At 56.7% G+C, this 13,297-nt stretch carries 8 protein-coding genes; 4 read left to right on the top strand and 4 right to left on the bottom strand.

Annotation, left to right across the window (positions count from 1 at the left end; all coding sequences use genetic code 11):
* Positions 1–134: 134 nt before the first annotated feature.
* The gene (locus tag SFX18_09965; GenBank protein ID MDX1963468.1) at positions 135–2,276 is read left to right on the top strand and encodes a WD40 repeat domain-containing protein; all 2,142 of its coding nucleotides are present in this window, start codon (positions 135–137) and stop codon (positions 2,274–2,276) included.
* Positions 2,277–2,654: 378 nt separating this feature from the next.
* Here the strand turns inward: SFX18_09965 and SFX18_09970 are convergent, their stop codons facing one another.
* The 3 genes from SFX18_09970 to SFX18_09980 form a co-directional block, all read right to left on the bottom strand.
* Positions 2,655–5,630, bottom strand: coding sequence for a Calx-beta domain-containing protein (locus SFX18_09970; GenBank protein ID MDX1963469.1), 2,976 nt, complete (start codon positions 5,628–5,630; stop codon positions 2,655–2,657).
* Between the two features lie 469 nt (positions 5,631–6,099).
* Positions 6,100–6,273: a hypothetical protein gene (locus SFX18_09975; GenBank protein ID MDX1963470.1), complete on the bottom strand. Its 174-nt coding sequence runs from the start codon at positions 6,271–6,273 to the stop codon at positions 6,100–6,102.
* A 266-nt stretch (positions 6,274–6,539) separates the two neighbouring features.
* Positions 6,540–7,553 (bottom strand): DUF1559 domain-containing protein, encoded by a 1,014-nt coding sequence (locus tag SFX18_09980; GenBank protein ID MDX1963471.1) that lies wholly within the window; start codon positions 7,551–7,553, stop codon positions 6,540–6,542.
* A gap of 345 nt (positions 7,554–7,898) precedes the next feature.
* Between SFX18_09980 and SFX18_09985 the strand changes: the two genes are divergently transcribed.
* From SFX18_09985 to SFX18_09995, 3 genes are all read left to right on the top strand, one after another.
* The gene (locus SFX18_09985) at positions 7,899–8,768 is read left to right on the top strand and encodes a sugar phosphate isomerase/epimerase family protein (GenBank protein ID MDX1963472.1); all 870 of its coding nucleotides are present in this window, start codon (positions 7,899–7,901) and stop codon (positions 8,766–8,768) included.
* 47 nt (positions 8,769–8,815) lie between these two features.
* Positions 8,816–10,150, top strand: coding sequence for an amidohydrolase family protein (locus SFX18_09990; protein MDX1963473.1), 1,335 nt, complete (start codon positions 8,816–8,818; stop codon positions 10,148–10,150).
* A 457-nt stretch (positions 10,151–10,607) separates the two neighbouring features.
* Positions 10,608–11,798, top strand: coding sequence for a sialidase family protein (locus SFX18_09995; GenBank protein ID MDX1963474.1), 1,191 nt, complete (start codon positions 10,608–10,610; stop codon positions 11,796–11,798).
* 187 nt (positions 11,799–11,985) lie between these two features.
* On the opposite strand, the gene SFX18_10000 is transcribed toward SFX18_09995, so the two are convergent.
* Positions 11,986–13,173 carry a hypothetical protein gene (locus SFX18_10000; protein ID MDX1963475.1) on the bottom strand — a complete coding sequence of 396 codons (1,188 nt, stop codon included), beginning with the start codon at positions 13,171–13,173 and terminating at the stop codon, positions 11,986–11,988.
* Positions 13,174–13,297: the final 124 nt, after the last annotated feature.

The raw sequence follows: 13,297 nt of genomic DNA on the forward strand, positions 1-13,297 counted from the left end.
CTGTGGCAATCATCTTTTCTTTGCGGATTGGGGCGCGTATGCTTGCGCGAATTGTATCCTGCATCCACCGCCGTGGGGCAAAAGTTGGCGGCATTTTTGTTTCTCAGCGATTATTATTTTGTTGCCTTGTTCTGTTGGCTGAGGGGCCACGGGGTTTTATCCCCGCCGACGAACCACCGGCCGAGCAGCCCGCCGCGGCGGTAAAGGATAACCCCGCATCCAAACCCGTTGAACCCCCGCCTTCCGCTTCGCCAGCCACCCGCTGGGGAGATCTGTCGCTGCAATTGGGACATCAGGGGAATATTCTCGACTTTCAAATTACCGACGACGGCCAAACCCTGGTGACTCTGGCCACGGATGCCACCTTTATTTTTTGGAACACAAATAATTGGGGGCAGCGAAACAGCGTCCAGGCCGGCGATCTTATTAAAAACAATCGGGAAAAACTGACGGAGGATTTTACCTTTGAACAATTCGCTCTCAGTGGCGACGGACGGACCTTGGCCACCAATGGCCCGGGAAACCAAATCCTGGTTTGGCAATTGCCCGACTGGACCTTGGCCCATACCCTGGCCGGTCATACCGAGACTCTGACGAATTTGGCTATTTCCGCCGATGGGGGCCGTCTGGCCAGCGCGGATCAAGAAGGAGGATGCCAGATTAGCGACCTGCGCACCGGCAAGGTTTTGCACAGTCAAAAGCTAGAACGCCAGCCGGAATTTTTATGCATTTCCGCCGATGGGAAGCGCGTGTTGTACTCTGATCCCGAACAAGATGACGCGGTTATCCAAGTCTGGAACGCCGATAATGGCAATCACGAGCAATCGCTGCATTATCACACCGAAACGGTAACCTGCGCGGCCATCAATGCGGCGGGGACGCGGGCCATCACCGGCGGCGACGACAACCACGCGGCGGTGTGGGATCTGGCCTCGGGGGAAGTGCTGTTTGAATTGACCGATCATGTCAATGATCTGACACGGGTTGCCATTTCCCCCGATGGCCTGCGGTTTGTGACCGCCTCGCGGGATGAATCGGTGATCACCTGGAATGCCGAAGGAGCCCCCCTGACCGTCTTTGAAAAACATGCCGAACAACTGCGCGAGGTCTGCCTCGATGCCAAAAATGACCGTGTCCTAAGCCTGGGGGATGATGAGCAGTTGCGAATCTGGAAATTTGCCAACGGCGAAGAACTCCAGGCCCTACGGCGCGGTTTGGGAACTTCCTATTTTATCGCCGTTGATCCCCTCAAACGCTGGCTGGCCACCAGCCATGGCGATGGTATTGTTCAGGTTTGGGATCTGGCCAGTGGTCAAGTCCGCCACCATTTTTCCGAAAATTCCAGCGGCACCCACGCGCTGGCCTTTAGTCCCGACGGCAACTATCTGGCGGCCGGGGATGATGATGGGCGTCTGGTTATCTGGCACACGGAAAATTGGGAGATTGTCGAATCCCGTCTCGTCGACCCGGAGGCCATCAACAGTCTGGCCTTTTCCGCCAATGGCCAGCGCCTCTTGGGCGTGGGAGGGGATACCGCCCATGTATGGGATGTGAATAGCTTTGAAATTAGCAGTACGCTCACCGCCACCGATTCCACTTTGACCGGTTCGGCCCTGACACGGGATGGCAGCCTGGCAATACTGGCGTGTCGGGGGGGAGCGTTGGGTTGGTATGATGTTAACCAAAGGGAATGGCGGCATCAGGTGGAAAAAACCGATGACGGCACGTACTCGGTGGCGTTGCATTCCGACGGACAGCAATTTGTCGTGGGATCGGACAACCACAAAGCTTGCTTGTGGAGTCTGCGGGAATGCAAGCAGATGGCCGAATTTACCGGCCATACCGATAGCGTCTATGGCGTGGCCATTCATCCGGACGGAAATGTGCTAGTCACCAGCAGCGCTGATAAAACCGCCCGGCTGTGGAATTTGCGCGAGCAAAAATGCCTGCATACCATGGCCGCCAACGAAATTCTGTATGGCATCACCTTTTCCCGCGATGGCAAACATATTTTTTGCGCGGGAGCCCAGGGCACGGGATATTGCTGGCAGGTAGAGACGGGCCGGCTCGCTTGTCGCTTTTGGCAATTAAATAAAGGAGCCGATTGGCTGGTGGTGGCCCCCAGCGGGCATTTTGATGGCTCCCCCGCGGCGCGGAAGCTGGTCATGTTTCGACCCGCCAATCAGACGGAATCCTTCCCCGGCGAGGAGGTCGCTCCCGCCGCGTATGTGCCGGGACTGTTTGCCAAGATTCTCAAGGGAGAACAACTGCCATAAGATACAAGGGGTCGATAGTTTACCGCGCCTAAAAGAGCGTTGTTCGGGCTTGAGAGCGTAACATTTGGGATGCTGTCGAATATTGACTGATATCGAGCTGAATCGGGCCGTTGGTCCTTCTAGTATGTATTTCCCATCGACCTAGGCCGCCGCCGCGCTTACCCTCGCGGCCCATATAGAACAACATTCCCTGGCATAATAGCCGTGGTTATGGTCAACCAACAACAACCAGCATGCATGTCCGCGGTTTGAATATCAACGGTATGAATATCAACAAGCTGGCGGCTGGAGCGTAACGATAAGAACAAACGCCAGCCCCGGCGGCGCGGGCCGGGAAAGGATTTCTCCGTTTTCCCGCGCCGAATGTCCGTCATGGCATTAAATATTCACTAACCGCAAATTGCGGTTTTCCCGCGCGCGGAGTTTAGTGCCATTAAGCCCGCCGTCCAGCAACCCCCGCGTGTCAAACAAGTTGTAATCGATCTGCACATCGTCGCGGATGTCCCCCAGATCCGCAAAGAAGTCGCGGATGACGTTCGCCGTGATCTGGGCCACGTCCAAGCCGCCGCCGGTTTTCAGCGTCAACTGATCGACGGTCGAACCGCCGTTCTCGTAGATCGCGGTTCCTTGCGCGTTCACGCCGGCAATATAGCGTCCGATATAGACAAAATCCCCGCCGTCACCCGTCGTGAGCGCGACGGATTGGAAGGCAATGGAACGAGAGAACAACAGATAATCGGCCTCGCCGCCGGTGTCCGCGGTCAACGCTTGGTCAAAGATATTAACGTCCAACGCCAGCGAATCACGCCCGCCGCCGGTGAAGAAGGAGATCTCCTTGTTAAAGCGGCTGCCATAGACCGACAGCAAATCGTTGTCCCCTCCCGTCTCGAACATGCTCTCTTCCCGCGCGGTTAGGTAGCCCAAAAAGACCGTATCGATATCCGCTCCGCCGCTAAAATTGGTTTCGTTGCTGATGCTCCAGTACAGATCGTAACGATTTGCCCCGTTCCCCAGGTCGATTGATTTAACGCCGTTGACCAGCGTGGTCCGTTCCCACACGGTATCGTCCCCGTCCCCGCCCAGGACCTGCACGGGACCATTAACCGTCAAGTAACCCTGCGTGCCAAAAGCCGGGTTCGACACGTCATTATTCACCGGATTATTCGGATCCGCGCCTAGGACCAAACGGTCGTTGTCGTCCCCCAGATCGATGGTGACGCCGTCAAAGGCCAGCGGCGCGGCCAGCCACAAATCATCGTTTCCACCCAGCGTGTTGCCGACGAACGACATCGCGCCGGAGAAAGTCTGTGGCGATGGTAAACCGTTGATCAGCTTGTTCGCGGTGACGATGAATCCACTAGCTCCGTCACTCGCGACCTTGATCGTGTCGTCTTCTTCCGTGCCGGTGATGATCATCACGCCACCCAAGATTTGCACTGTGATGCCCGGCAATTGGCCGATCAAAGGTTGTGTCGTAAACATCCCGACGCTCGAGTAGGATGTCCCAGCGGGGCTTGTGGCGTAAGCGGCGAACGAAAGTTGCGTTCCGGACGGGAGTGAGCCGACGTCGATGGTGAAGATACCCGTCGTGCCGGTGGTGGCGACCTTGGTGACCGCCGGGCCGCCGATCTGCGGATTATTATTGACTGACGTGATCGCATACACGATGCCGCGTTCAGTGGTGGCCGCCGTACCTTCACTCGTGACATTCCCCCCCAGGGTGGCGGTAGTAACTTCGATGTTGGTCGACGTGGGTGAAGTGACGGTCGGCGCCTGATCGTTGTCGTTGATCGTGCCCAACCCAGAAGCATCGGCAATTGTGACATTGACCGGCTGCGTCAACTCCAGCGTCATTGTCTCGACATCTTCGTCGAGGGGGTCATCGACGGTGTTGACCAACACGCCGATCGAGGTCTGACCGGGATTGAATGTCAGTGGGATGCTGCCCCAGCCAAAGTCGTCGTCCCGGGCCGCCGTGCCGGGCTCTGTCTGGACGAATACGCTTATTACCTTTTGGCTCGCCGCCGATAGCGAGACGTTGAAAATAAATGTGCCCCCTTCCGTCACCGTCGCGTCGGAGACCGACACCGTCGGTGGGGCGTCGTTGTCGCTGATCGTGCCCTGGCCTTGGTTGTCGGCGATCGTCGCGTTCGTAGCAGCGGACAAATTCACAAAGAACGTTTCATCAAATTCGTCGAGCGGGTCGTCAGTGATATCGACCATGAACGTTTTCATCATGTCGCCGGGCGCAAATGTCAAGGTTCCGCTCGTCTTCGTGTAATCCTCGGTGCCGACGGCGGTGCCGTTGGCGATGGCGTAATTGACCGTCACCGTTTGCCCGCTCGCGGCGGAGAGGCTGACCGTAAAGGTCGCGGCGCTGGCTCCTTCGTTCACCGTCACGTCGTTGATCGAGATCGTAGGAATTGCAGCTGTCACATCCAAGCTGATCGAACCGCTGGCGCTGCGCATTTGCGCGTCGGTCACCGTCACGGGTAGGGTCTTTGGGCCCGCCGTGGTACTGGTGGAAACCGTTGCCAGGAAAGAATATATGCCGTCGCCGGCCGTGGCGTCGCCGTTGGTTCCGTCGTCAAAGAAGGCTTGCGTGGCGGATCCCCCGATGCTCGACAGGTCCCCGGTGACCGCCAGACCAGAACTTGCTGGATTGGCACCGGGAGAGACGCCGACCTCCAGCACAGTGGTACTCCCCGCCTGCGCGGGGGTGGGGGTCGCATCGGTAAAATCAATCGTGGGGTTGGTCTCGATCAATGGATCAGCGATTAATTCCAGGACCCAGGGCGCCGCGGGAAAGGCTACGTTGGAGCCGATAAAAATCGTCGTGGTTCCTGTGAACGGCAGCGTAGCCGGTAGGGTAAATTGCGAATTCGTGACGTCCACCACCAGCCCACCTTGATTAAACGGCACGCTGAATCCATGGGAAAAAGTCGCGCCGCCGCTGCCGTTGAGCGTAATAACTTGGTCCCGATCTTGATTCTGAAAACCACTTCGGAAGGTATCCTCGTAGCGAAAGCGGATACCGGTGATTTCTAACCCCAACGCCACGGTCACCTCAATGGCGTCCCCGGAATCGCCGGGAGTTAACAGGGTCCCCTGCCAAACATTAATGCCCCTCCTGTCGATCGTGAAAGCCGTGGGTGTCTCCCCCGACAAGTCGGAGGATTCGGTGAAATTGACCAGGGCCAGCATCACCCGACCCTCTAACGACTCAAACAACAACCCGCGCTTGCCCGACAGCGCGCGTTTGTCGTTGCACATGCGCCTGCGCCGCGGCGCGCGGGACTTAGTGGGTTGCGAAGGACGAGACCAGAGTTGACCGAGCGAAGGAAACAGCGACATCGTGGATGGCCTTCAGTTGTGGAACTTGATGCAAGATATTAAAGGAGTGTTGGCATGAGTTTGAAATGAGCTGAGTTTCCTCTGAGGGAGGGCTAGGCTCCCGCCAAACCGCTCTTTGATGGCCCAACGCGCGAACGTGGGTGTCAAAAAGCGTGCAATCTGAAAAGTTCTAAATTGAACTTCAGAAGCCTGCGACACGAAGCAGTCCTTGGACGCGGGAGAGATATTTTCAAGAAAAAATAGTAGCGAACTCCGTTTTTTCTGACGTTTCCCGCCCCATACCTTCTCCCGGCACAAGTGGCTATCGTAGTTTCCCAGCGTCCAGGAGTCAAATTGGACAATCCAGGGATTTTCTTAGGATTGTCGGGGATCAGCGGCTGGGGCGGGCCGACCGTGATACGTAGGGATGGCTATGGCGAGCAGGGAACAGAGGATTCGAGAAAATTACCGCGAGGAGAACAAGTTTTTGTCATTGTTCGCCAGAACGGCTGGGCAAACTGAACCGGTGGGAATCATAAAAAGAGAGAAGAGACGAAATCAACTTTAAATTCGTCGCCACGCTCCCGGTCGGTCCGTGGCGGGCCGCCTGGGGCACGGGAGTGCCGGGTAAGATGGCCAGAGTATGGCTGTTCGCGGGGGGCAAGGGAATGACTGTCTGAAAGAGCCGGGCAAGGGTAGGTGAAATAGGGAAAAATCGTGGGTGAGATCCAGTCGTCTGTTTCCACTCCATGAATAAACTGGCTAGTTTCTGCTATCTTAATTTCTCCCAAAAGCTGTTTATCCCACTCTGTACAATCCGCGTACACAACTGAAATTCGCACAGGTGTTTGTCTAGAAATAGATCATTGCCCAGGGCAGCTACCGCGGTTTAGCACCCTCCCGAAAGTGTGCCTTTTGTATTTTTCCCCCCTAAAATCCAACTTTATTCACGGCCACGCCGTCCCCCCGGTTAAACAGCCGCCGATGCGTTAAAAAATTTATCTCAAAACTAACCGACCGTACCGATCCATCGCATAACGCCGCGTGAAATACCGCCGTGTGGGCGGACCCAAATCCTAAAAACACGTTCCCCACGCTGGTGTCCTGCAGTTCCACATCGGTCTTGGGGGGGAGGTTTTGGCCGTCGCGCACCGCCCAACGGCAGAGGTCATAATCGTCCCCGCTAAACGCGCTATGGTCATCGCTAAAGTCGGTCCCGGTTGTGTAATGGATGGGCCGCAGCGACTTTTCCCCCAGCAGATAGACGTTGGTCGTGCCGTCCAGGATATTTTTGATCCTGACTTTGCTGCGTTGATAGCTGATGCCGGTGCTCTTTTGCACCGCCGGGACAAAGCCATTCCCCCGCAATCCCTCGGACAGACTGCCCGGCCCCGCCCCCCAGGGGATAAACTGCTCTCCCGCGTTTACCGCGTAATCACACTTGTTGACCTGCACCTGATTGGGAACGCCGTCGGCATTGTGGGCCTGAAAGCCATTGGGCTGGCCCAGATTGACCAACCGGGGGGGACGCCGTGTGGGACAGTACAAGATGGAAATCACCGCTTGGGTGGCTTTGAGCGCGCCGGCTTTTTGGCGGGGAGTAATGGTTTGGGGGTTGGCATCCTTGGCTAATTCAAACGTGTTTTTTTCCTCAATAAAGGGCAACAGCGAAAACCCCCAGCCTCCCGGCTGCTCGAGCGCGGCCAGGTCGGGATCCCCCACCCAGTGCCAGCCCCAACCGCCGCTGGGAAAGTGCTTATTGGCATCCAGAAAGAGCAAATTGGCCTTGGCCAGTTGGGACAGGTTATTGGTGCAGGTCGTGCGGCGGGCGGCCTCGCGCGCGGCCTGGATGGCGGGGAGCAATAGCGCCACCAAAATGCCAATAATAGCAATTACGACCAATAATTCAACCAACGTAAATCCGCGCTTCACGCCATGCCGCATGTTGTTCCCCTTTGCCGCGCAAACGGCCTCTCCACCACCATGAAAAACCCCCACAACCCCCCGCTGACTTTTGAAGTAAGCTATCCCCTTATTATAGAAGAAATCCCGGTCTGTAAACGGAAATTTGGCATTCAACGGCAATTTGACAACCAAACGCAGGCCAAAAAGTAAGTTTCGCAAGCACTCTGGACGTTTTACAATTGACAATCGGGGGCTGGTTCAACAGCGGGGGCAGCTTGCGAAGTTTCAGGCAGGCGTTAATATCAATGAAGGCTTAGCAACCTATCATTTGCGTCTAGGAGCTAAGTTTTTTTGCCCGCCACCGCGCCCTAACCGTACCCGCCCATGCAACTTGCCTTTTCCAGTAATGCGTATCTGCATTTTTCGATAGAGGACACGATCGCCAAAATTGCGGAGCTGGGTTACGCGGGGCTGGAGATTTTGGCGGATGTGCCGCATGCCTGGCCGGCGGGCTTGTTGCCAGAGCGGCGGGAGTCGATCCGCCGCGCGTTGGAACGCCACCAATTGCAAATATCCAATGTGAACGCGTTTATGATGAACGCGGTCGCGGACCCGCGGCAACCGTATTGGCATCCTGGCTGGACCGACCCCGATCCGCATTACCGGGCCATTCGCCGCGAACATACCAAGCGCGCCTTGCGCCTGGCGGCGGAACTGGGCGCCCCCAACCTGACCACCGAGCCGGGGGGGCATTTGCAGCCGGGCCAAACGCGGGCCGAGGCGGGGCAAATCTTTTATGATGAATTCATGCCCTGTGTGGAGGTCGCTGAAGAGGTCGGGGTAAAACTGCTGATCGAGCCTGAGCCGGAATTGTTTATCGAAAAATTTGGCGAATACCTGGATTTTATGCAGCGGGTGGATTCCCGCATGGTGGGACTAAATTTTGACATCGGCCACGCCTACTGCGTCGGCGAAGATCCCGAAAACTGGGTCGCGGCCATGGCTCCCCACACCGTGCATTACCACTTTGAGGATATCGCCCCCACCCGCGTGCACAAACATTTGATCCCCGGGCATGGCGCGATTGACTTTGCCACGACGATGCTGGCCATTCAAAAAACCGGTTACACCGGCTGGATCACCGTAGAGTTGTACCCTTATATTCAAAATCCCGACGATGCCGCCCGCGCGGCCCACGCTTATTTGACGCGCGTGGCCCAGGAGGCGGGCGTTTCGTTGCAAACACGTGGTTAAGCCAAAACCCCTTTGGCCATCAATTGCCGTCTTAATTCTACCTTTAGATGATTATCGCCGGGCAGCTTTTATTGCCGTCTGTCGGCGACACCTGCCAGCTTTTGCCAGGTTGGCTGCGCGTGGAAAAGGGGATGATCACCCAGGTGCAAACGGGCCACATTCCCCCATCCGCCGACTTGGGGGGAGAAGCTTATTTGATCACGCCCGGTTTTGTGGATGCGCATGTGCATCTGCCGCAATTTCCGGTCATGGGGCATGACGGGGGGACCCTGCTGGATTGGCTAGAGCAAAGTGTCTTTCCCGAGGAAGCCCGCTGGCGGGATCCCGGCTATGCCGCGGAGCGTTCGCAAACAGTGCTCCGGCAAATGCTCTCGTATGGCACGACCAGTTGTTGCGCTTATGCCACGGTGCACGCCGCGGGGGCGGCCGCCGCGCTGGAATGCTTTGCCGCGGCTGGGGTGCGGGCGGGAATCGGACAGGTGCTCATGGACCGGCTGGCTCCGCCAGAGTTGCTTTGCCCCGTTGATCAACAGTTGGCCGAAACCCGCGCTCTGTGCCAACGCTATCCCCGGCGGCAATTGGCTAATCCGACGGTCATTCACCGCGTGGAAGCGGTCGTGACGCCACGCTTTGCGCTTTCTTGCACCGATGGACTACTCCACGGAGCGGGAGAAATTGCCCGGCAGACCGGGGCGCTCGCACAAACCCATTTGGCCGAAAATCTGGCCGAATGCCAGGCCGTGGCCCGGCTCTTTCCAGGTATGACTTATACCGAGGTGTACGCCCGCGCGGGACTCCTGGGTCCGCGGACGTTGCTCGCCCACGGTATCCATTTAAGCCAAACCGAGCGCGGCCTGCTCCGTCGGCACGGGGGGACGATTGTGCATTGTCCGACGGCAAATAACTTTTTAATGTCGGGAATCATGCCCCGGGATCAATGGCTGGCGGAAAGCCTCCCCCTGGCCCTGGGTAGCGATATCGGCGCGGGAACAGAACGGAGCCTGGTGCGGGTGGCGCGGGCCAAAATAGAAACCGCCAAGAACCATAGTTTACGCGGACAAAATCCTGGAAAAAGCGGTGAAGTGTATTGTTCGCCACAAACCACGCCGATTGTTCAGCCTGGGCCAGCCCCCGTTGCCTCGGAGCATCATCCCACCCCCGCCCATGCCTGGTGGCAGATCACCGCGGGAAATGCGGCGCGTCTGGGTTGGGAGGATGTAGGCAGGCTATGCGCGGGAAGCGCGGGAGATGTGCTGGTCATCCGGCCGGATGCGGACTGGCTATCCGCGCCGCAGCCTTTGGGCTACGCGCTTTTTGCCTGGGACGACCGCTGGCTGCGACAGACGGTAGTGGCGGGCCGGGTGGCATGGAGCGCGGCTTAATTTCGCCGCGTCCGCCAGAGCAGGGTCGAGGGGGCAGGGGATAGGGGGTGAGGGACGAGGAAAGAGGGATGAGGGGGCAGGATTTTAGCCCGCCGGGTCAGCCAGGGAACTTAGCGGTTATCACGGTTTGGCACAGCCTACCAGTGTCGCTGGCGACCAGAGGGACTTAAACGGGTAATGAACATTGATGAAGGTTCATCCTGCGATCTATTTCCCCTTGCGGCTGCGTCGCTCCGATTAACAAACAGGGCAATCCGCGTATCAACCTCCTAATAAAGTCCTTGTTGTTTGGTTCATTTGGTTGAATAATAAGAGAGTTCCAATAAATGCCGAATCTGGCTTCGTGCCAGGGCGCGAAACATGAGTTGATTCCGGTTTAATGGCTCGCCGAACCTTCCCCTGTTCTCCCGGTGTGGCGGAGCTTATGCCGGATCAAGATACCTTAAGGAGCTTTATGATGCTCGCGTGTCGGATCCCCTTAATTTTGCTTTTTGTCATTCCCTTCGCAGCAGTGTTGGGCCAGCCAGGGTCGCCCACCTCATTGGTCTTGCCCTTGATCGACCTCGACAGCCATACACATCGTCAAGTTGTCGTGGACCGCGAGCCGGGAACATACCTTGGCCACCCGTCCACACTACTGCTCGAAGATGGCAAGACGATCTTGTGCGTTTACCCCAAGGGTCATGGGCGGGGGGCGATTATCTATAAACGGAGCGTCGACGGCGGAATGACATGGTCGGATCGGCTGCCAACACCCCAGAGTTGGGATACCTCGCTGGAGACACCGACGCTTCATCGCGTGGTCGACGCCACGGGGAGGAAACGCGTCATCTTGTTCAGCGGGCTGTATCCCGTGCGATTGGCGGTCAGCGAGGATGACGGGCAGAGCTGGTCGGAGTTAAAGCCGGTTGGAGATTGGGGGGGCATCGTCACGATGGCGTCCGTGATCGGCCTCAAAACGGGTCGCGGCCATTACCTCGCCCTGTTTCACGATGATGGGCGTTATTTTAAGAACGAGGGTAAGTCGACCGGCGTGTTCACGCTGTACCAGTCGCTCTCCCGGGATGGTGGCATAACCTGGGAGACACCGCGGGCAATCCACCAATCCGACCAGGTCCACCTGTGCGAGCCGGGCGCATTGCGATCGCCGGACAATAAGCAAATAGCCGTGTTGCTTCGCGAGAACCGCCGTGGAAAAAATTCACACGTTATGTTCTCCGACGACGAGGGTCGGACATGGACACAACCCCGCGAAGTGCCAGGTTCCCTTACGGGGGATCGCCATGTCGCCAAATACGGTCCCGACGGTCGTCTGTTCATTTCATTCCGTGATGCCCCCCCCAAGCACCTGACAAGCCAGACGGCCGGTGACTGGGTCGGCTGGGTGGGGACCTACGAGGACATCGCGACCAGCCGCGAAGGGGAGTACCGGGTCCGCCTAAAGGATAACCAGCATGGCTGGGACTGCGCCTACCCCGGCGTTGAGTTACTGTCGGACGGAATGTTTGTCGTAACAACCTACGGGCATTGGACAGCGAAAGAGCCGCCGTACATCTTGAGCATGCGGTTTACCATGAGCGAGCTTGACGAACTGGCAAAGCTCAGTCTTCCAGCGCCAAAGTCTGGCCTACCCAACGAGACACGTTAGGAAGTAGGTCAAAGGTTATCACCGTTTGGCACAGCCTACCAGTGTCGCTGGCGACCAGTGGGACTTAAACGGGTAATGAACGTTGATGAAGGTTCAACCTGCGATCTATTTCCCGCTTGCGGCTGCCTGTGTTCCTGTTGCGGCAGCGCCGCCCGGGTTGATTAGCAAACTGGGCCACCCGCGACGCTCAGGCGTTCGACTTTCGCAGGCGAGTGACGGCCAGCGGGATCATTGGTAATAATGCCAGCAATAAAGATGAAGGTTCTGGCACGCTAATGGGGGTCATCACGACTTCCGTTATCCCCGCCTCCATAAACGTCACACCGGTGACAAACGCTGTCGGATTAGTCGGATCGAGCATCTCACTGGGGTCGATGCCGCGAATGCTAAATTCAGAAATCCCATCGGGAACGAATGAGGTGAAGTCGAATTCAACACCGGCGGTCAAGGTAAACGCCAATGTTCCGAATAGCAACTCAAACGTGTCGTCACCGCCCGGTAAGGCGCCGGGGATTAATACCGATCGAAAAGGGATGCTTGCGGATTCATAATCGTACCCGATAGCTATCACCGGATCGATGTAGACGACGTCTTCTACTGTCCCTTCCGTGATGACATCAATCACAAAACCGCCATCCTCGGTCATCCCTGAGGGAAGGAGAGGAACGTCTGGCGAGGAGCCAGGAAGTGCGCCGTGTCCCCAAATAAAGCGAGCTGCGACCGAAGCAAAACCGTCCACTGCTCCGGCCGATCGACCGACCCCGGGAACAGCGATTGTAAGGGCGTGTTTTTGAGTAAAGTAAGGAGGTTCAAATGGATTGGTTAATGGTGTCTGGCCCGGGAAATTGAACTGTACGTCAATGACGCCACCGTTGATTCCTTCGATAAATCGCAATCCTGACAATTCATCGTAAAAAACCACAGCTCCAGCGGAGTTCAATTGACTATTGCTGGCGAAGTAACGTACAAACAAGCTGCCAGGCTCGGTGGTATTAAAAGAATAGACGAGGAAATTGCCGTTACCCCCATCCGATCCAATACTGTGACTGGTGCTCGCATTTGTAACACTAAAACCTGCACTCCATTCTCCCCACCAAAAAGGAGGTCCAAAATTGACGTAACTTCGAGCACTCGTCTCGAATCGTCCTTCTGACCGATCGATGAGACTCGACGTTAGTCCAGCGCTGTCCCCGCCAAGACGGATCTGATTGGAAAAAGAATCTCCGTCGCTAATACCTGGATAAGCACCCACGTTTGGCAGCCAAATACTTGAACTATGGTTGATCTCCACCAGTTGATTCAGGAGTTCCGCTCGAAGTTCCAAAGGCGCAACCACAGTTGCAATTAAAATGATATATCCTGCAAAGGCCTTCATTAGCTTGCTCCTTGGGGGTAATCTCAACGTTAAACGTTCATGGATTTCGCCGCTCCCGCGCCTTTTGCGACAGAATTCTCTCGAAAATCCCATGAGATTGCTAAAGTAACACGACCCAATATAC

The sequence above is a fragment of the Pirellulales bacterium genome, from assembly GCA_033762255.1.
Taxonomy (GTDB): Bacteria; Planctomycetota; Planctomycetia; order Pirellulales; family JALHPA01; genus JANRLT01.

Bases quoted from the DNA above. Each gene is read 5' to 3' on its own strand.
- SFX18_10000 (MDX1963475.1), bottom strand. From the start codon at position 13,173: ATGAAGGCCTTTGCAGGATATATCATTTTAATTGCAACTGTGGTTGCG.
- SFX18_09995 (MDX1963474.1), top strand. From the start codon at position 10,608: ATGCTCGCGTGTCGGATCCCCTTAATTTTGCTTTTTGTCATTCCCTTC.
- SFX18_09970 (MDX1963469.1), bottom strand. From the start codon at position 5,630: ATGTCGCTGTTTCCTTCGCTCGGTCAACTCTGGTCTCGTCCTTCGCAA.
- SFX18_09985 (MDX1963472.1), top strand. From the start codon at position 7,899: ATGCAACTTGCCTTTTCCAGTAATGCGTATCTGCATTTTTCGATAGAG.
- SFX18_09980 (MDX1963471.1), bottom strand. From the start codon at position 7,553: ATGCGGCATGGCGTGAAGCGCGGATTTACGTTGGTTGAATTATTGGTC.
- SFX18_09990 (MDX1963473.1), top strand. From the start codon at position 8,816: ATGATTATCGCCGGGCAGCTTTTATTGCCGTCTGTCGGCGACACCTGC.